At 71.2% G+C, this 23653-nt stretch carries 20 protein-coding genes; 10 read left to right on the forward strand and 10 right to left on the reverse strand.

What is annotated here, in order from left to right; all coding sequences use genetic code 11:
• Positions 1 to 139 precede the first annotated feature (139 nt).
• The 5 genes from JR065_RS14220 (at position 140) to JR065_RS14240 (ending at position 4976) form a co-directional block, all read left to right on the forward strand.
• Positions 140 to 745: a GNAT family N-acetyltransferase gene (locus JR065_RS14220; RefSeq protein WP_206234916.1), complete on the forward strand. Its 606-nt coding sequence runs from the start codon at positions 140 to 142 to the stop codon at positions 743 to 745.
• The gene (locus JR065_RS14225) at positions 742 to 1626 is read left to right on the forward strand and encodes a carbon-nitrogen hydrolase family protein (protein WP_206234917.1); all 885 of its coding nucleotides are present in this window, start codon (positions 742 to 744) and stop codon (positions 1624 to 1626) included. Before JR065_RS14220 ends, JR065_RS14225 begins: the two co-directional genes overlap by 4 nt.
• Before the next feature lie 141 nt (positions 1627 to 1767).
• A complete protein-coding gene (locus tag JR065_RS14230) occupies positions 1768 to 2850 on the forward strand; it encodes a DUF3616 domain-containing protein (RefSeq protein ID WP_206234919.1) in 1083 nt (360 codons plus the stop codon).
• A gap of 201 nt (positions 2851 to 3051) precedes the next feature.
• Positions 3052 to 4458 (forward strand): glutamate--tRNA ligase, encoded by a 1407-nt coding sequence (gltX, locus tag JR065_RS14235; RefSeq protein ID WP_206234920.1) that lies wholly within the window; start codon positions 3052 to 3054, stop codon positions 4456 to 4458.
• Positions 4459 to 4475: 17 nt separating this feature from the next.
• Positions 4476 to 4976, forward strand: coding sequence for a transcriptional repressor (locus JR065_RS14240; RefSeq protein ID WP_206234921.1), 501 nt, complete (start codon positions 4476 to 4478; stop codon positions 4974 to 4976).
• A gap of 172 nt (positions 4977 to 5148) precedes the next feature.
• Here JR065_RS14240 and JR065_RS14245 read toward each other — a convergent pair whose 3' ends face one another.
• Together JR065_RS14245 and JR065_RS14250 are read right to left on the reverse strand one after the other, a co-directional pair.
• A complete protein-coding gene (locus tag JR065_RS14245; RefSeq protein ID WP_206234923.1) occupies positions 5149 to 5352 on the reverse strand; it encodes a hypothetical protein in 204 nt (67 codons plus the stop codon).
• 518 nt (positions 5353 to 5870) lie between these two features.
• Positions 5871 to 6488 carry a TetR/AcrR family transcriptional regulator gene (locus JR065_RS14250; protein WP_206234924.1) on the reverse strand — a complete coding sequence of 206 codons (618 nt, stop codon included), beginning with the start codon at positions 6486 to 6488 and terminating at the stop codon, positions 5871 to 5873.
• Positions 6489 to 6627: 139 nt separating this feature from the next.
• On the opposite strand from JR065_RS14250, the gene JR065_RS14255 reads away from it, so the two are divergent.
• From JR065_RS14255 to JR065_RS14270, 4 genes are all read left to right on the forward strand, one after another.
• Positions 6628 to 7827: an efflux RND transporter periplasmic adaptor subunit gene (locus JR065_RS14255; RefSeq protein WP_206234925.1), complete on the forward strand. Its 1200-nt coding sequence runs from the start codon at positions 6628 to 6630 to the stop codon at positions 7825 to 7827.
• 14 nt (positions 7828 to 7841) lie between these two features.
• Positions 7842 to 10988 carry an efflux RND transporter permease subunit gene (locus tag JR065_RS14260; protein WP_206234926.1) on the forward strand — a complete coding sequence of 1049 codons (3147 nt, stop codon included), beginning with the start codon at positions 7842 to 7844 and terminating at the stop codon, positions 10986 to 10988.
• A 153-nt stretch (positions 10989 to 11141) separates the two neighbouring features.
• Positions 11142 to 11849, forward strand: coding sequence for a TetR family transcriptional regulator (locus JR065_RS14265; RefSeq protein ID WP_206234927.1), 708 nt, complete (start codon positions 11142 to 11144; stop codon positions 11847 to 11849).
• 286 nt (positions 11850 to 12135) lie between these two features.
• Positions 12136 to 12606 (forward strand): (R)-mandelonitrile lyase, encoded by a 471-nt coding sequence (locus JR065_RS14270; RefSeq protein WP_206234928.1) that lies wholly within the window; start codon positions 12136 to 12138, stop codon positions 12604 to 12606.
• A gap of 173 nt (positions 12607 to 12779) precedes the next feature.
• Here the strand turns inward: JR065_RS14270 and JR065_RS14275 are convergent, their stop codons facing one another.
• The 3 genes from JR065_RS14275 to JR065_RS14285 all read right to left on the reverse strand — a co-directional run bounded on the left by JR065_RS14275 (position 12780) and on the right by JR065_RS14285 (position 15950).
• The gene (locus JR065_RS14275) at positions 12780 to 13175 is read right to left on the reverse strand and encodes a response regulator (protein ID WP_206234930.1); all 396 of its coding nucleotides are present in this window, start codon (positions 13173 to 13175) and stop codon (positions 12780 to 12782) included.
• An 8-nt stretch (positions 13176 to 13183) separates the two neighbouring features.
• Positions 13184 to 14977, reverse strand: a complete 1794-nt coding sequence (locus JR065_RS14280) for a sensor histidine kinase (protein ID WP_206234931.1) — start codon at positions 14975 to 14977, stop codon at positions 13184 to 13186.
• Positions 14978 to 15173: 196 nt separating this feature from the next.
• Positions 15174 to 15950, reverse strand: coding sequence for an aminoglycoside adenylyltransferase family protein (locus JR065_RS14285; protein WP_206234932.1), 777 nt, complete (start codon positions 15948 to 15950; stop codon positions 15174 to 15176).
• A 378-nt stretch (positions 15951 to 16328) separates the two neighbouring features.
• On the opposite strand from JR065_RS14285, the gene JR065_RS14290 reads away from it, so the two are divergent.
• Positions 16329 to 16997 carry a class I SAM-dependent methyltransferase gene (locus JR065_RS14290; protein ID WP_241093628.1) on the forward strand — a complete coding sequence of 223 codons (669 nt, stop codon included), beginning with the start codon at positions 16329 to 16331 and terminating at the stop codon, positions 16995 to 16997.
• A 149-nt stretch (positions 16998 to 17146) separates the two neighbouring features.
• Here the strand turns inward: JR065_RS14290 and JR065_RS14295 are convergent, their stop codons facing one another.
• The 5 genes from JR065_RS14295 to JR065_RS14315 are packed head-to-tail and all read right to left on the reverse strand — an operon-like array spanning position 17147 to position 23541.
• Positions 17147 to 18112 (reverse strand): N-acetylglucosamine kinase, encoded by a 966-nt coding sequence (locus JR065_RS14295; RefSeq protein ID WP_206234933.1) that lies wholly within the window; start codon positions 18110 to 18112, stop codon positions 17147 to 17149.
• On the reverse strand, positions 18109 to 19269 hold the full coding sequence (locus JR065_RS14300; protein ID WP_206234935.1) for an SIS domain-containing protein: 1161 nt from the start codon (positions 19267 to 19269) through the stop codon (positions 18109 to 18111). Before JR065_RS14300 ends, JR065_RS14295 begins: the two co-directional genes overlap by 4 nt.
• Complete coding sequence (locus JR065_RS14305; protein WP_206234936.1) at positions 19256 to 20545, reverse strand: D-tagatose-bisphosphate aldolase, class II, non-catalytic subunit; 1290 nt, start codon at positions 20543 to 20545, stop codon at positions 19256 to 19258. The genes JR065_RS14300 and JR065_RS14305 overlap by 14 nt, the downstream gene beginning before the upstream one ends.
• 12 nt (positions 20546 to 20557) lie before the next feature.
• On the reverse strand, positions 20558 to 21484 hold the full coding sequence (locus JR065_RS14310) for an EamA family transporter (RefSeq protein WP_206234938.1): 927 nt from the start codon (positions 21482 to 21484) through the stop codon (positions 20558 to 20560).
• Positions 21481 to 23541, reverse strand: a complete 2061-nt coding sequence (locus JR065_RS14315) for a glycoside hydrolase family 36 protein (protein WP_241093629.1) — start codon at positions 23539 to 23541, stop codon at positions 21481 to 21483. The genes JR065_RS14310 and JR065_RS14315 overlap by 4 nt, the downstream gene beginning before the upstream one ends.
• Positions 23542 to 23653: the final 112 nt, after the last annotated feature.

The following is a 23653-nucleotide window of genomic DNA, read 5'->3' on the forward strand; positions in this document are numbered from 1 at the left end:
ACAGTCGCGGCCATGGACGCGGCCGCAGGACGCAGTACCGGGCAGGACGCCCGCCGCCAGGGACGGCGCCAGGAGCAACACCGATCAGGGCATCGCCAAGCCGGCAGCGCCAGGGAAACGCCTGCGGTAGAGTTCACGGATGGACTCTCCGCTCCCCATCCAGCGCCTGCGCGGCACGCAGATCGCCCCGTTCCTGGACGATGTCGCGCGGCTGCGCATCGCGGTGTTCCGCGACTGGCCCTATCTGTACGCGGGTGACCTAGCCTACGAGCGCGACTACCTGTCCGCCTACGCCGCCTCGCCCGACAGCGTGTTCGTGCTGGCGCGCGACGGCGAACGGGTGGTCGGCGCCTCCACCGGGCTGCCGCTGGCCGACGATGCCGATGCGTTCGGCGCGGCGTTCACCCAAGGGCCGGTCGCGGTGCAGGACGTGTTCTATTTCGGCGAATCGGTGCTGCTGCCCGCCTACCGCGGCCGCGGTGCCGGCCATGCGTTCTTCGACCACCGCGAGGCGCACGCGCGCGCGCTCGGCCGGTTCCGCCTCACCGCGTTCTGCGCGGTGGACCGCGCGGTGGACGATCCGCGCCGTCCCCCCGGCTACCGCGGCAACGACGCGTTCTGGCACAAGCGCGGTTACGTCCGGCAACCCTCGCTGCGCATGCAACTGGCCTGGGACGAGCTTGAACGCGGCGAAATCATGCACACCTTGACCTTCTGGACCCGTCCGCTGGAGCCCGCCGCATGAAGATCGCCGTCGCCAAGTATCCGGTCGGCGCCCCGGCCGATTTCGCCGCCTTCGCCGACAAGCAGGCCGCGCTGGTCGGCGCGGCGGCGCAGGCCGGCGCGCAGCTGGCGGTGCTGCCGGAGTACCTGTCGCTGGAACTGGCGGCCACGTTCGCGCCCGCGGTCGCAGCCGATCTCGCCGCGTCGCTGGCCGCCACGCAGGCCCTGCATCCGCAGTACCTGGAGCTGTTCGCACGCCTTGCCCGGCAGCACCGGCTGCATCTGCTGGCCGGCAGCTTCCTGCTGGCCACCGGCGAGGGCCGCTACCGCAACCGCGCGTACTGGTTCGACCCCGACGGCCGCCATGGCTGGCAGGACAAGCTGCAGCTCACCGGATTCGAGAAGACGACCGGGATCATCGACGGCGGCGACGCGCTGAAGGTGTTCGACGCCGACGGCGTGCGCGCCGGCGTGGCGGTCTGCTACGACAGCGAATTCCCGCTGCCGGTGCGCGCGCAGTACGAGGCCGGCGCGCGGCTGCTGCTGGTGCCCAGCTGCACCGACACCGAGGCCGGCGCCACCCGGGTGCGCGTCGGCTGCCTGGCGCGCGCGCTGGAGAACCGCATCTTCGTGGCCCAGTCGGTGACCGCCGGGCTGGCCGAATGGAGTCCGGCGCTGGACGTGAACACCGGCGAGGCCGCGATCTATGCGCCGATGGACGCCGGCTTCCCGGCCGACGGCATGCTCGCGCAGACCCGTGGCGAGCAGGTGTGGGCGATCGCCGAGCTGGACTTCGCCGCGTTCGAGGCCAGCCGCGCGCAGGCGCAGGTCGCCAACGACCGCGACTGGCGCGGCCAGCTCGCCCCGGCCATCGCCCGCGCCGCACTGAACGGCTTCGCCTAGCGCACACCGCGGTGCGGCGCGCCGCAAGCGGCCCTCGGTGGTCTCGCTTGCTGCCGCCATGCGCGATCGCCAGCGCGACACGCCGCGCACACGTACGATGCGTTCTGCTGTGCCCCCGTTCCCACCGATGTTCATCCGCCCATGCCGACCACCCGCCTGCCGCACGCCGTCCGCCTCGAATTCGCGCCCGGCGCGCTGGTGCATGCCAACCTGTCCGGCGCCGCGTTCACCGACGACTGGCTGTGGGTGGCCGGCGACGAGGCCTGCGCCATCGAACGCCTGCGCCGGCTCGAGCCGCTGGGGTCGGAGACCTTGCGCTTCGGTGCCGGACGCAGCTTCGCGCTGGCCGAACTGCTCGACCTGCCGGGCGAGGCCGGCGAGGAGGCCGACCTGGAAGGCATGGCGGTGGCCGACGGGTTCCTGTGGGTGGTCGGTTCGCACGGGCTCAAGCGCAAGAACGCCAAGCCCGGCCGCAGCCACGCCGAGAACGGCGAACGCCTGGCCAAGGTCAAGCTCGACGAGAACCGCCGGCTGCTGGCCTGCCTGCCGCTGCAGCGCGATGCGCAAGGCGTGCCGCAGCCGGTGCGCGAAGCCCGCGACGGGCGCCGTGCGCTGGCGCTCAAGGGCGGCGCCCGGCACAACCAGCTGACCCGGCTGCTGGCCGACGACCCGCACTTCGCGCCGTTCCTGGACATCCCCGGCAAGGATAACGGCTTCGACATCGAGGGCATGGCGGTGCAGGGCGAGCGCCTGCTGCTCGGCCTGCGCGGGCCGGTGCTGCGCGGCTGGTCGGCGTTGCTCGAGATCGCCGTGCAGGCGCACGACGGACATCTGCGGCTGGCGCCGCTGGATGCGGACGGCACCCTGTTGCGCAAGCATTTCCTGCAGCTGGGCGGGCTGGGCGTGCGCGACCTGCACGTGCGCGGCGACGACCTGTACCTGCTCGCGGGCCCGACGATGGTGCTCAACGGCGAGATCCGCCTGTTCAAGTGGCCCGGCGCGATGCCGCTGCTGGCCGGCAACCGCGAACCGGTGCGCTTCCATACCGACATCGAAGCCTCGCTCGCGCTGCCGCACGGCGAGGACTGCGACCGCGCCGAAGCGCTGTGCAGCCTGCCCTCGGGGTTGGCCGGCGCGCAGCCCGGCTGGCTGGTGCTGTACGACGCGCCGGGGCCGGCGCGCAGCGACGGCGAATGTGTCGTTCACGGCGATCTGCTGCGCTAGCGCAGGTCACGGCCGTCGAGGGATCCGTTGTGGGAGCGACTTCAGTCGGACGGGCATGACCGGTAACGCCTGTCGCGACTGAAGTCGCTCCCACAATGGAAAGCGCCCCCACAGCGCCAATTCCGACGCCGTCCCGGCGTCGGGCAGCGGTACGCCCGGCAGGGTAAAATCGCCCGATTCCCGTTTTGCTCCGAGCGTTCCATGACCTGCCGCACCCGTTTCGCCCCCAGTCCCACCGGCTACCTGCACATCGGCGGCGCGCGCACCGCGCTGTACTGCTGGCTGGAGGCGCGCCATCGCGGCGGGCAGTTCGTGCTGCGCATCGAAGACACCGACCGCGAGCGCAGCACCCAGGCGGCCATCGACGCCATCCTCGAGGCGATGGCGTGGCTGGGCCTGGACTACCAGGAAGGCCCCATCTACCAGACCCAGCGCCTGGACCGCTACCGCGAGGTGGCCGAGCAGCTGCTCGCCGCCGGCAAGGCCTACTACGCCTACGAGTCGAAGGAAGAGCTCGAGGCGATGCGCGAGGCGGCGATGGCCAGACAGGAGAAGCCGCGCTACAACGGCGCCGCGCGCGAGCAACACCTGCCGTACCGCGACGACCCCAACCGGGTGATCCGCTTCAAGAACCCCATCGGCGGCAGCGTGGTGTTCGACGACCTGATCAAGGGCCGCATCGAGATCGCCAACAGCGAACTCGACGACATGGTGATCTTCCGCCCCGACGGCTATCCCACCTACAACTTCGCGGTGGTGGTGGACGACTGGGACATGGGCATCACCGAGGTGATCCGCGGCGACGACCACATCAACAACACCCCGCGCCAGATCAACATCTACGAAGCGCTCGGCGCGCCGGTGCCGAAGTTCGCGCACATGCCGATGATCCTGGACGAGCAGGGCGCCAAGCTGTCCAAGCGCACCGGCGCGGCCGACGTGATGCAGTACAGGGACGCCGGCTACCTGCCGCACGCGCTGATCAACTACCTGGCGCGGCTGGGCTGGTCGCACGGCGACCAGGAGATCTTCAGCCGCCAGGAGCTGATCGAGCTGTTCTCGGTCACCGACGTGAACTCCAAGGCCGCGCGCCTGGACATGGCCAAGCTCGGCTGGGTCAACCAGCACTACCTGAAGACCGACGATCCGGCCACGATCGCCCCGCAGCTGGAATACCAGCTGGCCCGGCTCGGCATCGACCCGGCCGCCGGCCCGGCGCCGGTCGACGTGGTGGTGGCCCTGCGCGAGCGCGTGCAGACCCTGAAGGAGATGGCCGAGAAGGCCGTGGTCTGGTACCGGCCGCTGGAAAGCTACGACGAGGCGGCGGTGGCCAAGCACCTCAAGCCGGGCGCGGAACTGGCGCTGGGCAAGGCGCGCGAGCTGCTGGCGGCGGCCGGGGAGTGGACCGTGGAGGCAGTGTCGGCGGCGCTGCACGACGCCGCCGCCGCGCTGGAGATCGGCATGGGCAAGGTGGCGCAGCCGCTGCGCGTGGCCATCACCGGCACCCAGGTCAGCCCGGACATCTCGTACACGGTCTACCTGGCCGGCCGCGAGCAGGCCTTGAAACGCATCGACGCCGCGCTCATCAAGATCCCAGCGGGAAGCTGATTTCCCCGGAGAGTCCCATGTCCAGCAAGAAGACCGCCTGCACCGAGCCGCACCACCACGTCCACGACGCCGACGCCTTCGTGCAGGTGGTGGAGCGGGTGAGCCGCGAGCGCGGCCTGCGGCTGACCCCGATCCGCGCCAACCTGCTGCGGCTGATCGCCGAGGCCGGGCGCCCGGTGAAGGCCTACGAGCTGCTGGAATGGGTGCGCGAAGGCAAGGGCGTGGGCGCCGATGCCCCGCCCACCGTGTACCGCGCGCTGGACTTCCTGATGGCCAACGGCTTCGTGCACAAGCTCGAGTCGGTCAACGCCTTCGTCGCCTGCCACCATCCCAGCAGCGCCCAGCACTCGGTGCCGTTCCTGATCTGCGACCGCTGCCACAGCGCGGTCGAACTCGAGGACCGCGACGTGGTCGCGCAACTGGAGCAGCGCGCCAAGGCGCTGGGCTTCCAGCCGCAGGCGCAGACGCTGGAAGTGCATGGCCTGTGCGCGCGCTGCGCCGGATCGGCGACCCTCTGAATCCCCAGGCCTTGGCGGCAGCGGGCCCTGAAGGCTTTTCCTCAGTCAAGTTGGCTCCCTCGCCAGTCGCCGCCAAGTCCCTGCAGCCGCACCTGCGAACTGCGCTGCGCGCGAACGCCGAAGCGACGACGCGCTGGCGCGGCCGGTGCGTTCGTGCTCATTCGCCGCCGGCTCACTTGTCGCCTGATCGCTTGGATGGCCCGGCGCGCCCGGTGGCCGGGGGAGTGGCAGCGGCCTTGCAGCGGCACTCCAGGTTCTCCAGCGCCGCGCTCATCTTGTTGCGCCGCGAGGGCGCGATCGGCGTAGCGAGCGCCTTCTTCAGCCTGGCGCTCTCCATTACCGTGCAGGTGACCGAACCGTCCGGGTTGCTGGACATGCCTCCCCCTGCGTGCGTACACCATTCGTCGCACACGCTCTCAGAACCGGGTTCGCAGGTCACTGCGGTTCCCGCCGCCATGGCGGGTCCGGCATGGACCGAACAGGCGAACAGGATCGCGCACAGCGTTATCGGCCTGGTATGCATGGCATGACTCCCTTTGGATGGTGGCGACGGCTGCGACGGCTGCGACGGCTGCGGCGGTGCGGCTGAGCGTCCGCCTGCATGCAGATGCAAACGCGAAGCCGAGCGGCGACAGGCCACGCCGTTGCGGACCGCGTGCGGCATGGCACGAATCGCGGGCGCCCGGTGCCGTATGCACGGGACGTGTCGGCTGCCGCGCGGGCCGTCGCCGGGTTGCACAACGGCATCGAACGGCGGTCTCGTCGTCCTCCGTGCGCGCCATGGCATCGGCCGCCTCGGTGCTCACCCGATAGGCATTCGAGAACGGTGCCGGTCGGTGCGGCTGGCGCGGACGCTCGCCGCACGCGCCGGTACCGGATCGGGTATCCGTTTCGCTAGCTGGCGACCGGCAGCGGCGCGTATCCGGACAGGAAGACCTGCAGCGCGCGCTGCGTCGCCTCGCACAGGTAGTCCGGCGACGGATTCTTCAGCGCGCCGAACAGGCAGGGCATCAGCGTCTCCGCCTCGAGCAGCCCGGCCAGGTGCCGGGCGGCCACGATCGGGTCGGCGCGGCGCAGCAGGCCCAGGTCCATCTGCTGCTGCAGGAACATGCCCAGGCGGCTCATGCCTTCGTCCGGGCCGCTTCGGAAGAACAGCAGGCCGATGTCGGAGCGGCCCGATACGCCGATGATGGTCTGCCAGACCTGCACCGACTGCTCCGAGCACAGGAACGCCAGCGCACTCTCGCCCAGGCGCTGCAGCGCGGTCGGGAGGTCGTCCCGGCTCTGCATCAACGCGGCCAGCAGCGGTTCCATGTACTGCTCGGCCACGCTGTGCGCCACCGCCACGAACAGCTCCTCCTTGGACGGGAAGTAGCCGTACAGGGTGCGCTTGGAGCTGCCGGCGCGGCTGGCGATCTGGGTCATCGAGGCGCCCTCGAATCCGGCTTCCAAGAACACCGCCGCCGCCGCTTCGACGATCGCGTCCCGCTTGGCTTCTGTCCTGACGCGCATCGCTCGGCCATCAAGGAGTGGCGCTTAAGTATACCGGGAGGGCAGAAATGATTGACGGCACCGGATCGCATGATTAGTATACCGAACCGTACCGTTTATCTTTCCCATCCTGTCCGCGTCGCTGCCGGAGATTCCCCACGTGCGTCCTGTCCTGTCCTCTCGTCTATCGCTGGCCCTGGCCGTGGCGGCCTCCCTGCTGCTGAGCGCGTGCGGTTCGCCCCCGGGCGGCCCGCCGCCGGAGGAGGGGACGCCGGAGATGGGCGTGCTCACCGTCGCTGCGCGTCCGGTGGCGCTGACCACCGAGTTGCCGGGGCGCACCCTGCCGTACCTGATCGCCGACGTGCGGCCGCAGGTGAACGGCATCATCCAGGTGCGCAAGTTCCGCGAGGGCGGCGAGGTCAAGGCCGGTCAGACGCTGTACCAGATCGATCCGGCCAGCTATCGCGCCAGCTACGACAGCAACGTGGCCGCGCTCGGCCGGGCCCAGGCGACGCTGCGCACCGCGCGGCTGAAGGCCGATCGTTACCGGGCGCTGGTGAAGGTGTCTGCGATCAGCCGGCAGGACAGCGACGATGCCGACGCGGCGCTGGGGCAGGCCGAAGCGGACGTCGCCGCGGCCAAGGCCAATGTGGAGAGCGCGCGCATCAACCTGGCCTATGCGCGCGTCGACGCGCCGATCTCCGGGCGCATCGGCAAGTCCAGCGTCACCGCCGGTGCGCTGGTCACCGCCAGCCAGACCGCGGCGCTGGCCACCATCCAGCAGCTGGACCCGATCTACGTCGACGTCACCCAGCCCAGCGCCTCGCTGCTGCGGCTCAGGCAGGCGATGGCCAGCGGCGAACTGGAGAAGGCCGACGCGACGGCGGCCAGGGTGTCGCTGCTGCTGGAGGACGGCAGTCCGTATCCGTTGCCGGGGCGGCTGGAGTTCTCCGACGTCACCGTCGACCAGGACACCGGCTCGATCACCCTGCGCGCGGTGTTCCCCAACCCGAACGCGGAGCTGCTGCCCGGCATGTACGTGCGCGCGGTGCTGCAGGAGGGGGTGCAGGACCAGGGCCTGCTGGTGCCGCAGCAGGCGGTGTCGCGCAACGGCGCCGGCAAACCCACCGCGTACGTGGTCGGCAGCGACCATAAGCTGCAGCTGCGCGTGCTGGAGACCGATCGCGCGATCGGCGACCAGTGGCTGGTGCGCAGCGGGCTGAAGCCGGGCGAACAGCTGGTGGTGGAGGGCCTGTCGCGGGCGCGGCCGGGCGTGGCGGTCAAGACCGTGCCGTGGCAGCCCAAGGCGGCGCCGGCCGCGCCTGCTGCCGCGAACCCCGCGCCGCGCGCGGCGAACTGAGGCCGTAGACCGACATGGCACGCTTCTTCATCGATCGCCCGATCTTCGCCTGGGTACTGGCCATCATCGTGATGCTGGCCGGCATCCTGTCCGTCGCCACCCTGCCCATCGCCCAGTACCCGAGCATCGCGCCGCCCGCCGTGGCGATCACCGCCAACTACCCCGGCGCCTCGGCCAAGACCCTCGAGGACACCGTCACCCAGGTCATCGAGCAGAAGATGAAGGGGCTGGACCACCTCAGCTACATGGCCTCCACCAGCGAGTCCAGCGGCCAGGTCACCATCACCCTGACCTTCGACAACGGCACCGACCCGGACACCGCGCAGGTGCAGGTGCAGAACAAGCTGTCGCTGGCCACGCCGTTGCTGCCGCAGGAAGTGCAGCAGCAGGGCGTCACCGTGACCAAGTCGGCGACCAACTTCCTCAACGTGCTGGCCTTCACCTCCGAAGACGGCAGCATGAGCGACTCGGACCTGTCCGACTACGTGGCCGCCAACGTGCAGGAGGCGATCAGCCGCGTCGAGGGCGTGGGCGATACCACGCTGTTCGGCTCGCAGTATTCGATGCGGATCTGGCTGGACCCCAACAAGCTGAGCAACTTCAGCCTGACCCCGCTGGACGTGAGGACCGCGATCCAGGCGCAGAACGCGCAGGTTTCCGCCGGCCAGCTCGGCGCGCTGCCGGCCGCCGCCAACCAGCAGCTCAACGCCACCATCACCGCGCAGACGCGGCTGAAGACCGCCGCGCAGTTCCAGGACATCCTGCTGCGCACGCAGTCCGACGGTTCGCAGGTGCGGCTGCGCGACGTGGCCCGCATCGAGCTGGGCAGCGAGAGCTACAATACCGTCGGCCGCTACAACGGCAAGCCGGCCGCCGGCCTGGCGATCAAGCTCGCCACCGGCGCCAACGCGCTGGACACGGTCAAGGCGATCGACGCCAGCATGGCCGAGCAGGAGAAGTTCTTCCCGCCCGGCATGAAGGTGCAGAAGCCGTACGACACCACGCCGTTCGTGCGCATCTCGATCGAAGAGGTGGTGCGCACCCTGGTCGAGGCGGTGGTGCTGGTGTTCCTGGTGATGTACCTGTTCCTGCAGAACTTCCGCGCCACCCTGATCCCGACCATCGCCGTGCCGGTGGTGCTGTTGGGCACGTTCGGTGTGCTGGCCGCGTTCGGCTTCACCATCAACACGCTGACCATGTTCGCGATGGTGCTGGCGATCGGCCTGCTGGTGGACGACGCGATCGTGGTGGTGGAGAACGTCGAGCGGGTGATGAACGAGGAGCAGTTGCCGCCCAAGGAAGCCACGCGCAAGTCGATGGGCCAGATCACCGGCGCGCTGGTCGGCGTGGCCCTGGTGCTGGCCGCGGTGTTCGTGCCGATGGCGTTCTTCGGCGGCTCCACCGGCGTGATCTACCGCCAGTTCTCGATCACCATCGTCGCGGCGATGACGCTGTCGGTGCTGGTGGCGATGGTGCTGACCCCGGCGCTGTGCGCCACCTTGCTCAAGCCGGCCAGGCAGCACGGCATGGCCACCACCGGCTTCTTCGGTTGGTTCAACCGCGTGTTCGACCGCGGCAACGGCCGCTACCAGGGCATCGTGCGGCACATGCTGGGCAAGGGCTGGCGCTACATGCTCGCCTATGCGGTGCTGCTGGCGCTGGTGGTGTTCGGCTTCATGAAACTGCCGGTCGGCTTCCTGCCGGACGAGGACCAGGGCACGCTGTTCGCGCTGGTGCAATTGCCGCCGGGCGCCACCGCGGCGCGCACCGACGCGGTGATCCGCCAGGTCGAGCAGCACTTCCTTGTGGAGCAGAAGGACTCGGTCGCCGGCATCTTCGCCGTGTCCGGTTTCAGTTTTGCCGGCAGCGGGCAGAACGTGGGCTTCGCCTTCGTCAAGCTGCGGCCGTGGGACGAGCGCACCGGCAAGGGCCAGAGCGTGACCGAGGTGGCGGGGAAGGCGGGCGCGTTCTTCGCCGGCATCCGTGACGCCAGGGTGTTCGCGTTCGCGCCGCCAGCGGTGTCCGAGCTGGGCAACGCCACCGGTTTCGACCTGATGCTGCAGGACCGCGCCAATCTCGGCCACGCCGCGCTGATGCAGGCACGAAACCAGTTGCTGGCCGAACTGTCGCAGGACAAGCGGCTGGTCGCGGTGCGCCCGAACGGGCAGGAGGACACGCCGGAGTTCAAGCTGGAGATCGATGCGCACAAGGCGCAGACGCTGGGCCTGTCGATCGCCGACATCAACGGCACCTTCTCCAGCGCCTGGGGCAGCACCTACGTCAACGATTTCATCGACAAGGGCCGGGTCAAGAAGGTGATGCTGCAGGCCGATGCGCCGTACCGCATGCTGCCGGAGGACATCGACCGCTGGTACGTGCGCAACGGCGCCGGCACGATGGTCGCCTTCAGTTCCTTCGCCACCGCCAGCTGGACCACCGGCTCACCGCGGCTGGAGCGCTACAACAGCGTGCCGTCGGTGGAGATCCTGGGCATGGCGATGCCGGGCGCGGCCTCCAGCGGACAGGCGCTGGCCATCGTCGAGGCCGCGGCGGCCAAGCTGCCGCCGGGCATCGGCTACGAGTGGACCGGGCTGTCGCGGCAGGAGAAGGCGTCGAGCGGGCAGACCGGCTTGCTGTACGGCCTGTCGATCCTGATCGTGTTCCTGTGCCTGGCCGCGCTGTACGAAAGCTGGGCGATCCCGTTCGCGGTGATCCTGGTGGTGCCGCTGGGCGTGTTCGGCGCGCTGCTCGGCGCGATCCTTACCTGGAAGATGAACGATGTGTACTTCCAGGTCGGCCTGCTGACCACGATCGGCCTGGCCTGCAAGAACGCGATCCTGATCGTGGAATTCGCCAAGGAGCTGCACGAGGGCGGCAAGAGCCTGGTGGAGTCGGCGCTGGAAGCGGCGCGCATGCGCCTGCGGCCGATCCTGATGACCTCGCTGGCGTTCATCCTCGGCGTGGTGCCGCTGGTGCTGGGCAGCGGCGCCGGTGCCGGCGCGCAGCATGCGCTGGGTACCGCGGTGATCGGTGGCATGCTCTCGGGCACGATCCTGGCGATCTTCTTCGTGCCGCTGTTCTTCGTCCTGGTGTCCGGCCTGTTCAAGCGCGGCGGCCGGCCCACCGCGCCGCCGGCGGCTTCGGCTGCGCCCGGCGCCTGAGATGGGTCGCGCGCGCGCAGGGTGCGCCGATGGGGCACGGCCGCTGCCGGCCTTCGCCGTCGGCGGCGATCGCTCCGCGCTGCAACTGCGCAGGGCCGCTGGCGGCGGACGCCGATGCACCACGGGCGCCGCTGCGCCGGACGAGGCGGCGACGTGGTGCGGCTAGCCGCCGGCCGGGGCGAACGGTCGTGCGGCGCGCGGCGCCGGGTCGGCGGCGGCGGCGACGCAAGCCAGGGCAAGCGGCGCGCGATCCTGGACGCCGCGCGGCGCCTGTTTTCCGAACAGGGCTTCGACAGGGTCAACATGGACGCGATCGCCGCGTGCGCGGACGCGTCCAAGGCCACCGTGTACGCGTACTTCGGCAACAAGGAACGGCTGTTCCGCGCCGCGCTGGACGAGCTGCTCGGCGAGGCGCCGGATCCATGGACGCGGCTGCCGACGCTGCGCGGCGCGCTGCCGGAACGCCTGGCCGCGGTCGCCGATGCGATCCTGTCCGTCGCCACCGCGCCTGCGCTACGCGGCGTCCACCGCATGCTCGCGTTGTCCAGGCAGTTTCCCGTGCAGCCTTCCGACCTGTACTGGGACCTGTGCTTCGCGCGCTACGACCGGGCGATGCAGGCGCTGCTCGTGCGCGAGGCGGCGCGCGAAGCGCTCGCCGTTGCGGATCCGGCGCGCGCCTCGCAGCAGTTCTTCGGCCTGGTCGCCGGCGCGCCGATGGCGCGCGCGCTGCTGATCGGCGAGCCGTTCGCGACCTCGGCTGCGCGCACGGCCCATGTCGAAGGCGCGGTGGCACTGTTCCTGTGCGCCTATCGGCCACCGCGGCGAGGCCGCCGCATCGGCAGGCGATGGCCGGACATGTGAGCGCGGCCGCAGCGGGTCGGTCGCCCGGCGCATGCGGCCGCCAGCGCTTGGACCTGGCGCGCCTGGGCCGCCGGCGGGACGTGTCCGCGCCGGGATGGCCTGCGTGGGCCTGAACCATGGCGACGCAACGCGTCCGGCCAACCTGGGGCGATCACCCGCATCGCCTTCCACTGCAAGGCGTGCGGCGATTGATGAGCGGGGTTTATGGCGGCATGCGGTCGCAGCGGCTGGTGGCCACGCGCGGGCGCGCCTAGAGTCGGGCTACACACACAGCAAGGAGATCCCCATGAACCTGTTCGCCACCGCGATGTCCTTGTCGATGATGGCCACCGCCGTGCCGGAGGCGGAAGGCAAGCCGATCAAGGTGACCCGGGCCGGTGCGTCCGCCTCGGCGAAGGGCCCGTCCGACTACTTCACCGGCGGCGTGCGCATCGACGCGCCGTTCCAGGCCGACGCCCCGGCGCGGGTCGGCGGCGCCACCGTCAGCTTCGAGCCCGGCGCGCGCACCGCCTGGCACACCCACCCGCTCGGCCAGACCCTGATCGTCACCGCCGGCGTCGGCCGCGTGCAGGAATGGGGCAAGCCGGCGAAGGAGCTCCGGCCCGGCGACATCGTGTGGATCCCGCCGGGCGTGAAGCACTGGCATGGCGCCACCGCGCAGGTGGCGATGACCCACATCGCGATCGCCGAGTCGCTGGACGGATCGCCGGTGCAGTGGCTGGAGCAGGTGTCGGACGAGCAATACCGCGGCGAGTGAGCGCCGGCCCGCCGCCGGCGAGCGGGATCGTGCTGTGAGGCGCCACGTGGCACCGGCCGAGCAACGCGCGCCGGGGCCACCGGATAGCCGCGCAAACAGCCGCGGCGGCAGCGGCGCGGCAGGCACCCATGCCGCAACGCTGGCGGGCGGCGCGGTGTTCGACCGGCCGCCGATCAGACCGGGACGTCCCCTGCGGCCGGCCGGGCGTGCTGGGCGGCCGCCGCGCGCAGGCAGCGGACCAAGTGGTCCGGGGAGAACGGCTTGGCGACCACCGGCAGGTGGCGCAGGTCCTCGCGGATGCCCTGCAGGCCGTAGCCGGTGGCGAACACCAGCGGCAGGCCGCGGCCGAGCACCGCATCGGCGACCGGAAACACCTGCTGCCCGGCGATGTTGACGTCGAGCAGGGCGATGTCGAATCCGCCCTGTTCGACCGCGTGCAGCGCCGCGGGCACCGAGGCGACGTTGGCGACCACGTCCAGGCCCTGGAAGGTCAGGATGTCCTCGATCATCATCGCCACCAGGCTCTCGTCCTCGACGATCAGCACGCGCAGGCTTGCGCTCGGTTGCATCGGCGGCCTCAGTCGAGCGAGAAGTGCATGCGGCAGCGCATGCCGCCGGGCTCGAAGCTCAGATGCACGTCGCCGCCCAGTTCCCTGGCCACGCAGCGGTCGATGAAACGGGTGCCGAAGCCGCGCGTGGCCGGCGCCGCCACCGCCGGGCCGCCGCGCTCGTGCCAGGAAAGCTCGAACGAGGACGCGTCGGCCGACCACTGCAGTTCCACATGCCCCGTCTCGCACGACAGCGCGCCGTGCTTGGCCGCGTTGGCCGCCAGTTCGTGCAGGACCATGCACAGCGCCAGGGCGATGCGTGGCGACAGCAACACGTCGGGCCCGCCCCGGTGGATCCGTTCGTGCCCGGAGACCGCATAGGGCCGCAATTCGGTCTCCAGCAGTTCGTCGATCCGCAGGCCGGTCCAGCTGCGCCGGGTCAGCAGGTCGTGCGCCTTGCTCAGCGCGAGCAGGCGCCCCTGGAACTTGGCCATGAACTCCTCCGGCGCCGGCGAGGCGCGGAAGGTCTGGAAGGCGATCGACTGCACCGATGCCAGGCTGTTCTTGACCCGGTGGTTGAGCTCGTGGATCAGCGCCTGCTGCTCCTCTTCGGCGCGCTTGCGGGTGGTGATGTCGACCAGCATGTTGACCGCGCCGATGACCGTGCCGCTCTCGTCGCGCAGCGGCGTCGGGAAGGGCATGAACGGCACCCGGGTGCCGTCCGGGCGCTCGGCGATCGCCTCCACGCCGCGGATCTCGCGCTGTTCCCGCAGCGCCACCGCCATCGGGCACTGGTCGTGCGGCAGCGGCGTGCCGTCGGCTTCGTACAGGCGCCAGGTCACGCACCACTCGTCGCTGCCCAGCACCGGGCGGCGGCCGGAGAAATCGATCGCCGCCTCGTTGAAGAAGGTGATCCTGCCCTGGGCGTCGGTCATGTAGATCGCCGCCGGCAGCGCGTTGAGGATCTGCCGCAGCTGGTGCTCGCGCTCGCGCAGCGCCTCGTTGGCGATGTGCTGCTCGGTCACGTCGACGGTGAAGCACCGGGTGTTGACGAACTGGCCGTTGGCGTAGCGCGAGTTGGAGGTGATCTGCACGTGCCGGATCGAGCCGTCGCGCGCGCGCAGGCGCGCGGCGCGCTTGTCGACCTTCTTGCCCGCGAGCAGATCCTGCAGGATCTGCTGGATCACGTCCTGGTCGACATGGAAGTCGGTGATCGAGCGCCCGATGTACTCCTCGGCGCTGTAGCCCAGCAGCTCCAGCTCGGCCTGATTGGCGCGCACGATGGTCCCGTCGCCGGCGACCAGGTGCAGCCCGACCGCGCAATTGTCGAAGAAATCCTCCAGATCCTGCTGCTGGCGGCGGCTCTGCTCCTCGGCATGCTTGTGCTCGGTGATGTCGCGGAAGCAGTTGACCGCACCGGTGATGCGGCCCTGGCTGTCGCGCAGCGCCTCGATGTCGAGCAGCAGCGTGCGGCGCGAACCGTCTTCCCGCGCGATCACCACTTCGTGGCCGTAGCACGGTTCGCCGGTCAGCAGCACGGCGGCCATCGGCGTGCGGTCGTGCGGCAGCCATTCGCCGTTGGTCAGGAACAGGGTATGGGCGCCGGAGTAGCGTTCGCGCACGTCGCCCAGCCGCGGTTCGCGTCCCCACAGCCGCGCCGCATGGCGGTTGTAGCGCAGGATCGTGCCGTCGGCGTCGCAGACGTAGATGCCGGCGGGGATGGCATCAAGGACGCTTTGGTCGGCATCGGCCAGCGCCTGCAGGCTGTTCGGCCTGGGGTGCTCGTGGGGCGTGCCGAGCATCGGTTCGGCGGTGACGGACATGGCGGGGGATATCTGGAAGCAGAGGGCAAAGTTTAGTTAATCGGACGTATGCGTGCTCTTCACGTCGCCGCCCGACGTGCCGACGCGGCGCGGCGCCAGGGTGCGTCGCAAGGCGCATGAGGGCGTATGAGCAGGCCCGCGGGGACGAAGACGGCGGCGCCGCAACGGGGCGAGGGTGAAGCGCGCTCGCGCGAAGTCACGGCGGCGACCGCAGCCACGCCTGCATCGTATCCGACATGTATCCGATACAGCGCCCGACCTGCGGCTGCCAGTCGCGCCAATCGTCGCCGGCCGCGCCCAGATGGACCTGCCGGGCGCGTTCCAGCGCCGGGCGGTGCTCGGGCGGCAGCTGCGCACCCACGCGCGAGGCGGCGACGTCCTTGGGCACGATGTCGCCGCTGCACAGGGTGATCCACATCCGCGCCAGCGTGAGCAGGGCGTGCTTCTCTTCGCCCGGCCAGTGCTGCGCCACCTCCGGCAGCATCGCCGCCATCGCCGCGCGCAGGTCGCTGTCCGGCACCGCGGGCAGCAGCCGTTCCGGCGCAGGGCCGGCGAGCGCCACGCCGCGCGTGCGCGCCTGGGTCAGCAGCAACGCCAGATCCGGATCGCGCTCCGCCGCCGGCACCTGGCCGGCGCTCAGCTGCGGACGCAGCCACTCGCCGAACTGCAGTTCGCGCCGCGCCGGATGCCGCCACGGCACCACGTCGGCGAGCACGAGCAGGGTCAGTTCCAGCGGGCGCCGCGCCGGGTCGCCGGGCGGCGCCGACAGCGCCAGCAGCGCGGCCATCGTGCCGGCGCGCTCGGTCTCGCTCAACGGCCGCCGCGCGATCGCCAGCAGGTCGATGTCGCTGTGCGGACGCAGCCCGCCGTCGACGAACGAGCCGTACAGGTACACGGCGAGCAGGTCGCCGCCGAGGCGCTGCTTCAGCAGTGCGGTCGCGTCGAGCGCCTGCGGCGGAAAGGGAACGGTCATCGGGAAATTCTACCGGCGCCGCGCCGATGCGCGGAACCGGCGGCGTGGGCCGCACGCGTCGTGCGCAGCGACGACAAGGCGCGCTGGCGTTGCGGGCAACGACGACCGACGACCACGCGCGAACGAGAACGTGGCCGCCAGCGGCGAGGAAAACGTCGGCGGCAACGGCAGCCGCATCCATCCGGCCCAGCTGACGCTGCGTGGCCAGTGCCTTCGTTGTCGCCGCGGCCGGGGGCGCACCACGGTGCCGAGCGCGGCGTGGCAAAGGTCCCTGCTGGCACGGAGCAGGCCAGCCTGCGGCCGTCCAGGCAGCGGCGACGGCGATGCCGCGATCCGCGCTATCATGTAACTACATTGGTTACATTTAAGGTGGCTGAAATGAACTTCTCCGATGCGCAGGCCGTTGCCCACTACACCGAAGGTCCGCCGCGGCTGGTGCCGGGCTTCGCCGACATGCAGCGCATGAGCGCGATCCTGCTCGCCGAACGGGCGCCGCCAGACGCGCGGGTGCTGGTGCTGGGCGCGGGCGGCGGCCTGGAACTGAAGCTGTTCGCCGACACCCATCCGGGGTGGACGTTCGACGGCATAGACCCGTCGGCGGAAATGCTGGATCTGGCGCGGCGCACGCTCGGACCGCAGGCGCCGCGCGTGCGCCTGCAGCGCGGCTACATCGATGACGCGGCGCAGGGCCCGTACGATGCGGCCAGCTGCCTGCTGACCCTGCATTTCCTGGCGCCGGACGCGCGGCGGCGGACGCTGGCCGAGGTCCGGCGCCGGCTCAGGCCCGGCGCCGCGTTCGTGGTCGCCCATTTCAGCTTCGCGCAGGGCAAAGACGAGCGTGCGCGCTGGCTGTCGCGCTATGCCGCCTTCGCGGTGGCCTCCGGCGTGGAGCCGGACAAGGCGCAGGCCGCGCGCGCGGCGATCGGCGATCGGCTGAGCATCCTGGCGCCGGAGCAGGACGAAGCGCTGCTGCGCGAGGCCGGCTTCTGCGGCATCAGCCAGTTCTATGCCGGCATGGCGTTCCGCGGCTGGGTGGCCTACGCCTAGCGGTGGCGACCGCGCAGCCGTTGCACCGTTGCACCGATGCCGGCGCATGCCGGTGGGCGGTGCCGCATCGTCGGCGGCCGCAGGCCGGGCGTGTCGCCGGCGGTTCCGCGGATGCCGCGTGGCGCGGCAGGGCGAACGCGGCCTGCGGATCAGGCGCCCTGTGCCTGCACGCCCTCCAGCGCGCGGCCGCCCAGCCGCGCCGCGTACAGCGCCGCGCCGTAGTGCGGCGCATGCAGCGGCGGCCGCACTTCGAACGCCGGGCTCGCCGCGTGCAAGGCGCTGCGGAACGGCGCCAGCAGCAGGTCGCCGGCGCTGAACGCGCCGCCGGAGTACGACACCGGCACCGGTTCGTCCGCCGCGAACGCCAGCGCCACGCGCAGCGCGTCGCAGACCTGGGCCAGTTCGCGCCCGGCGTCGGCGAAGATCGCCACCGCCGCCGCATCGCCGGCGCGCGCCGCCTCGGCCACCCGCTGCGACAGCTGCGCCAGGTCGCCGCGCGCATAGGTCTGGCCGCCGTAGACGTGGGCGCAGATGTCCAGGTCGTGCTCCAGGCCGAAATGCGCGTTGAACACGGCGTGCAGCGGACCCTTGGGCAGGCGCCCGTCGCTCATGCGCGAATAGGCGTTGAGCCCGCGCATGGCGATCCAGTAGGCCGAGCCTTCGTCCGAGAACGCCTCGCCCCAGCCGCCGGCGCGCGCGGCGGCGCCGCGGCGCTGGCCGTAGCCGATCGAGCCGGTGCCGGCGACGATGTTGATGCCGTCGGCGCAGCCCAGCGAACCGGCCCAGCCGCAGACCATGTCGTTGTCGCAGACATAGCGCGCATGGCCCAGGATCGCCGCCGGATAGGCCTGCAGCTGCGCCGTGGCGTGGCTGTCCTCGCCATAGGCGGGCAGGCCGAAGAACGCGTAGGCGATGTCCTGCAGCGGCCGCCCGGCCGCATCCAGCACCTGCGCCACGCCATCGGCCAGGATCGCGCGCACCCCGTCCAGGCCCACGTGCGGGTGATAGGTGGTGCCTAGCTGGGCCTGCGCGAGCAGGCGGCCGGCCTCGTCGATCAGCGCGAAGCGGGTCCTGGTGCCGCCGCCGTCCACGCCCAGGTACACGGGCGCGCTCATGCGTCCAGCGCGTACAGGCGCACGCCCTGCACGACGCGGTTGACGGTGCCGGCCGGGTTGGGATTGTCCGGGCTGACGCCGAGCGCGCGCGAGGTCATGAACGCGTAGATCTGCGCCACGGCCACGTACGGCCACAGCAGGTCCAGGTCCGCCGCGTCGGCCATGCCCGGCACGGCGATGGCGTCGGCGCCGGCCTCGGCGCGCGGCTGCGCGCTCACCTCGACGATGCGCGCGGCGCAACCGTCGCGGCGCAGTTCGTCGATCAGGTCGCGGTCGTAGCGGCGGGTGAGCGGGTCGTTGGACACGAACACCACCACCAGCGTGCGCGCGGTGATGAAGGTCTTGGGCCCGTGGCGGAATCCCAGCGGCGAGTCGAAGCAGGTCGCCACCGCGCCGTTGCTGAGCTCGCCCAGCTTCAGCGACGCCTCGCGCGCCAGGCCCTGCAGCAGGCCGCTGCCCAGGTACACCACGCGATCGTGGCGCGCCAGCGCCAGCGACTGCAGCAGCGGGCGCGACTGTTCGATCACCCGCTCCATGGCGCCGGCGATGGCGCCGATGCGCCGGTCCAGGCTGCCGGCCGGCAGCAGCGCGGCGACGATCGCGTACAGCATGCAGCTGAAGCTGGAGGTCATCGCGAAGCTGGTGTCGTGGGTCTGCTCCGGCAGCAGCAGGGTCATCACGTGGGCGACCGGCACCGAGCACAGCGCGCCGTCGGCATTGCAGGTCACCACCAGGTGGCGCACGTCGCGCACCAGCGATTCGGCCAGTCGCACCGCGGCCAGGCTCTCGGGGCTGTTGCCGGAACGGCCGAAGGACACCAGCAGCAGCGGCTGCTGCGGGTCCAGGTACAGCTGCGGGGCGCAGACGATGTCGGTGGTGGGCACCGCGTCCACGCGCGCGGCCAGCGCGCGGTCCAGCAGCGGCGCGACGCACTGGCCGATGTAGGCCGACGTGCCGGCGCCGGTCAGGATCACCCGGGCGGCGGGATTGCCGGCCAGCGGCGCGGCGAAGGCCTGGATCGCGGCGTGCAGCCGGCCCACCAGCGCGTGGGTCTGCTGCAGCATGCGCGGCTGCTGTTCGATCTCGCGCGCGGTCCAGATCGCGCCGGAGGCGATCAGCTCGGCCTCGCTCGCGCCCAGGTGCTCAGTGCTGGTCATGGGGATGGCATGCATGATGGTAGTCGTCGAGTGCGGCACCGATGTGCGCCATGGCCAGGGACTGCGGATCGTTGCTCGCGGTCCCGTTGCGCAGCGCATGCAGTGCGTGGGGGAGGAACTGGCTGATCAGGGAGATCGGCGGCGGGTCGGCGCGCAGGTTGTCGAACAGGCGCTGGCGGGCCTGCTCGATCGCCGGGTCGGGCCAGTAGTAGCGGATGCGGTCGCTGAGGCTGTACTGCAGGTCCACGCGCAGCGCATCGCCCTGGCGGTGGTAGTAGCGCTGCCAGTGGCCGGGCAGCTCGCGCATGCGTTCCAGCGTGACCTCGCGCAGGCGCGCGCGGCGCGGCGCGTCGATCCACTCGCGCTCGATCGCGTCCAGCGCCCACAGCGCCTCGCGCAGCGCGAAGGTCAGGCCGGGGCCAACCTTGAGGATGGCGAAGTGGTCGCGCACCAGCGCACGCAGCGCGTCGCGGGTCTGGTAGTCGGTGGAATGCGCCTCGAACACCATCCCCGGCACCGGCTCGATCGCCTGGCTCAGCGCGCGCGCCGCGTCCGGCCGGTAGTCGACCACGCTGTGGTGGTCGAATTCCACGCCCGGCTGCACCACCGAGGCCAGCACCCGCTGCCAGGCCTGCGCCAGGCCGGCCTGCGCGAACGCCTGGCGGTGCGCCTCGATGGTGGCCAGCGCGGCCTGCGGCGTGGTCAGCGCCAGGCCTTCGATGGTTTCGGTGGCGCCGCCGGGCACCGGCACCTCGGTGCCGATCACGTACACCGGCGCCTCGCCGCCGGCCTGCGCGTGGGCCGCTTCGGCGGCCTGGCACAGGCGCACCGCGCGGCGCACGATCTCCGCCTCGGGCAACGGCTGCGGATCGCCCTGGCAGGCCATCGAGCAGTCCAGGTGGATCTTGCGGAAGCCGGCGGCCACGTACGCGGCCACCATGGTCTCGGCCTTGTCCATCGCCGCGCCGGCGTCCAGCGCGGTCCACGGATTCGGCCCGAGGTGGTCGCCGCCCAGGGCGATGCGCGCCGGGTCGAAGCCGACCCGTTCGGCGATGGCGTGGACGAAGCCGGCGAAGTCGCGCGGGGTCATGCCGGTGTAGCCGCCGTCCTGGTTGACCTGGTTGCAGGTCGCTTCGAACAGCACCAGATCCTGGCCGTTGCGCTGGGCATGGCGCAGGCCGGCTTCGATGACGAGGGGGTGCGCCGAGCAGATCGAGGTCACGCCGATGGCGTGCCCGCGCTTGTGGCGGTCGATGAGGTCGAGCAGGACGTGCATGGGGGAGTCCAGTCAGGGGAGGGGGGCGGCGGCGGTGTCGCGCTCGGGTTCGAGCACCAGCAGCAGCGAGGCGATCAGGGCCAGGGCCAGGCCGGCCATCTTCAGCGGGCCCGGCACCACGCTGGCGAAGATCAGCGACAGCACCGCGGTCACCAGCGGCGCGCCGGCGTTGGTCAGCGGCGCGACCACGATCGCCTTGCCGTGGCGGAACGCGTACACCAGGGTCAGCGCGCCGATGGCGTTGAGCAACTGGATCGCCGCGGTCATCCACGGCCCGTCCAGGCCCAGGTTGACCGGTTGCCGCCAGTCGGTCATCGCCAGCGCCACCGGGGTCAGCAGCAGCGCGCCCAGCGCCATGTAGAAGAAGATGCTCTCGGCGCGCACGCTGTGGTTGGCCAGGCGCATGAAATAGGCCTGCACGCCCCAGGCCAGCATGATCAGCAGCGACTGCAGGAACCAGCCCAGGCCCTCGCCGGCGCCGCGGCCGAAGGACAGGTCCAGCAGCGGCAGCGCCACCAGCGCCAGCCCGATGCCCAGCGTGCCCAGCCAGCCGGTGCGTTCGCGCAGCAGCAGGAACGACAGCGCGATGGTGACCACCGGCGACAGCGAGATGATCGGGAACACGAAATAGGCCGGGCCGATGGTCAGCGTGTGGAACAGCAGCATCTGCCCGCCGGCGCCGAGCAGGCCGATGGTCAGCCCGTAGATCACCGCGCGCGGCGAGCGCTCCAGCGCCCAGCCGCCGCGCCACAGGATGTACAGCGCCGGCACGATCATCGTCAGCGCCCACACGCAGTACACCAGCGTATCGGGGAAACCGTGCTGCGCGGACAGCGGCGACAGCGCGCCCCACACGCCCCACAGGGCGACGGTGGACAGCGCGAACGCCAGCCACGGACGGCGCCGCGGCGAAGCGGCCGCGAGCGGGGAAGCGCTCACGCGGACGCTCCCAGCGGCGTGGCCTGGAGCAGGGCGAAGCGCTCGAACGCCAGCGTCAGTGTGTCCTCGCCGGCGGCCACTTCGCCCAGGTCCACGTCGTTGAACAGGTCGCGCACCCGGTAGCGGCCGGCACCCAGGCCGCGCAGCTGCAGCGGGCCGTCCCAGCGCGCGGCGTAGAAGCCGTAGTACATCGCGCCGTCCTTGGCGATCGCGTGCGCCTCGGGCTTGTCGAAGCCGATGTCGTACAGCGCGCCCAGGTAGTCGCCCTGCGGCAGCATGTGCCGCTTGTACAGGTCCACCCACTTGCGCCACAGCGCTTCCTTGCGCGCGGTCAGCACGAAGCCGCCCGGCGGCAGCGGCACGCTCGGATTGTCGATGTCGCGCGGCCAGGTGAACTTGGACGAGATCACCGCGCCGATGCCGACGCTGGAGGCGAAGTCGTCATGGCCGTCGGCCAGTTCCACATGGTCGCCGGCATAGCTGCTGCGCGCGCCGATCAGCGCCTTCATGCTCTTGCCCTTGCTGCGCACCTGCCAGGAGGACAGCGGGTCGGACGCCGGGTACTGGTCGGTGGCCGGCAGGTTGTGGAACGCGAACGCGGTGCCGCAGGGGCACAACTCCACCACCGCGTCCGGGTTGGCCTCGTGCGCGGCGCGATGGATCGCGTCCCAGAACCTGGCCAGGCCCTGCACCGAATCGCTGGGATGCGCGTGGCGGTGCGCCGGGTTGTGGCACGGCGCCACCGCGTTGAGGTGCTGGCCGTCGAGCTTGATGCCCTCGAAGCCCCAGTCGCCGATCGCCTTCTTCACCAGCGCCACGTAGAAATCGATCGTCGGCTGGTAGGCCGGGCACTGGGTCAGCGCGTTCCACCAGGTCACGGTCTGGAACGCGCCGTCCTTGTCCAGCAGCAGCATGTCCACGTGCTCGTGCAGCACGTCGCTGCCCGGATCGGCGGCCAGCGGCGCCAGCCACAGGCGCGGGCGCATGCCCTGCTTGCGTACCTGCGCGACGAACTCGCGCATGTCCGCCTCGCCGCGCGGGAACTTGCGCCGGTCGATGCGCCAGTCGCCTTCGTTGGTCTGCCAGCCGTCGTCCAGCACCGCCCATTCGAAGCCCAGTTCGCGTGCCTTGGGCAGGGTGTCCAGGATCTGCCGCAGGTTGAAGTTGCGTTCGTAGCCCCAGGCGCACCAGATCGGCGCGAACGCCGACGCCGGCGCCTGCGGCGCGACGATGCCTTCGGCCTGCATGAACTGCCGGTACTGCTGCAGCGGCGCGAAATGGTCGCCGCGGTGCACCGCCAGCAGGGTGCGCTCGGTGACCAGGGTCTGGCCCGGCGCCAGCGTCGCCGGCTGCGCCGATTCGACCGCGATGCTGGCGCCGCCGGCGGTCTTGCGCACCGGCAGGTCCAGCGGGCGCGGCACCGGTTCCATATGGCCCACGGCCAGGCCCACGTCGCGGCGCCAGATGTTGGCCACCGGCGTGCCGCCGCCGTAGTCGGACGAATCCATGGCCAGCGTGTTGCGCTGGGCGAAGCCGGCGCCCAGCGGCTGGACCCAGTCGCGGCGGTCGGTGTGGGTGGTGCCGGAGAAGCTCCAGAACCCGCCCGGCGCGTCGGCCAGTTCGTGCGCGGCGTTGCGCCAGCCGGCGATCTCCAGCGCGCTGTGGCCATCGTTGCGGTAGCGGGTCTGCAGCACGGCCAGGCCGGGCAGGGCATCGAAGAAGGTCACCGCCACCTGCTTCTCGATGCCCTGCGCCGAACGCCCGGTGACGATCGACTGCTGGCCGCGGCCGTGGCGCGCATCGTTGACCGGCATGGACCGCTGCGCGGTGAGCGCGAAATCCTCGAGCGCCCCATCTGCCAGCAGCAGGCTCTCGCTGGGCTGGTACGGGGTCAGCGGCTTGCCGCGGGCGAGCAGGCGGGTGTGCAGCCGGCGGTCGAAGGCGATCGACAGCACCGCGTCGTGCGCCATCGCCGAAGCTCCCTGGGTCCGCGCCGGCGCGGCCAGCGCCATCGGCACGGTGGCCCAGGCGCCGGCGCCGGCCACGAGCTTCAACATGGTGCGACGTGCGATCGGAGGCATGGCGGCAATCCCGTTGAGGAGCCTGGATTCTGCGTCAGCCGTTGCGGTTGATGCAAGCGTTTTGTTGCGATATGGTGCAGATAAGTTT

The organism is Xanthomonas sp. (assembly GCF_017163755.1).
Taxonomy (GTDB): Bacteria; Pseudomonadota; Gammaproteobacteria; order Xanthomonadales; family Xanthomonadaceae; genus Xanthomonas_A.

What these genes read in the sequence shown, in the direction of transcription:
- JR065_RS14220 (WP_206234916.1), top strand. Translation starts at nt 140, where the DNA reads ATGGACTCTCCGCTCCCCATCCAGCGCCTGCGCGGCACGCAGATCGCC.
- JR065_RS14225 (WP_206234917.1), top strand. Translation starts at nt 742, where the DNA reads ATGAAGATCGCCGTCGCCAAGTATCCGGTCGGCGCCCCGGCCGATTTC.
- JR065_RS14230 (WP_206234919.1), top strand. Translation starts at nt 1,768, where the DNA reads ATGCCGACCACCCGCCTGCCGCACGCCGTCCGCCTCGAATTCGCGCCC.
- gltX (WP_206234920.1), top strand. Translation starts at nt 3,052, where the DNA reads ATGACCTGCCGCACCCGTTTCGCCCCCAGTCCCACCGGCTACCTGCAC.
- JR065_RS14240 (WP_206234921.1), top strand. Translation starts at nt 4,476, where the DNA reads ATGTCCAGCAAGAAGACCGCCTGCACCGAGCCGCACCACCACGTCCAC.
- JR065_RS14245 (WP_206234923.1), bottom strand. Translation starts at nt 5,352, where the DNA reads ATGTCCAGCAACCCGGACGGTTCGGTCACCTGCACGGTAATGGAGAGC.
- JR065_RS14250 (WP_206234924.1), bottom strand. Translation starts at nt 6,488, where the DNA reads ATGCGCGTCAGGACAGAAGCCAAGCGGGACGCGATCGTCGAAGCGGCG.
- JR065_RS14260 (WP_206234926.1), top strand. Translation starts at nt 7,842, where the DNA reads ATGGCACGCTTCTTCATCGATCGCCCGATCTTCGCCTGGGTACTGGCC.
- JR065_RS14270 (WP_206234928.1), top strand. Translation starts at nt 12,136, where the DNA reads ATGAACCTGTTCGCCACCGCGATGTCCTTGTCGATGATGGCCACCGCC.
- JR065_RS14275 (WP_206234930.1), bottom strand. Translation starts at nt 13,175, where the DNA reads ATGCAACCGAGCGCAAGCCTGCGCGTGCTGATCGTCGAGGACGAGAGC.
- JR065_RS14280 (WP_206234931.1), bottom strand. Translation starts at nt 14,977, where the DNA reads ATGTCCGTCACCGCCGAACCGATGCTCGGCACGCCCCACGAGCACCCC.
- JR065_RS14285 (WP_206234932.1), bottom strand. Translation starts at nt 15,950, where the DNA reads ATGACCGTTCCCTTTCCGCCGCAGGCGCTCGACGCGACCGCACTGCTG.
- JR065_RS14290 (WP_241093628.1), top strand. Translation starts at nt 16,329, where the DNA reads ATGAACTTCTCCGATGCGCAGGCCGTTGCCCACTACACCGAAGGTCCG.
- JR065_RS14295 (WP_206234933.1), bottom strand. Translation starts at nt 18,112, where the DNA reads ATGAGCGCGCCCGTGTACCTGGGCGTGGACGGCGGCGGCACCAGGACC.
- JR065_RS14300 (WP_206234935.1), bottom strand. Translation starts at nt 19,269, where the DNA reads ATGACCAGCACTGAGCACCTGGGCGCGAGCGAGGCCGAGCTGATCGCC.
- JR065_RS14305 (WP_206234936.1), bottom strand. Translation starts at nt 20,545, where the DNA reads ATGCACGTCCTGCTCGACCTCATCGACCGCCACAAGCGCGGGCACGCC.
- JR065_RS14315 (WP_241093629.1), bottom strand. Translation starts at nt 23,541, where the DNA reads ATGTTGAAGCTCGTGGCCGGCGCCGGCGCCTGGGCCACCGTGCCGATG.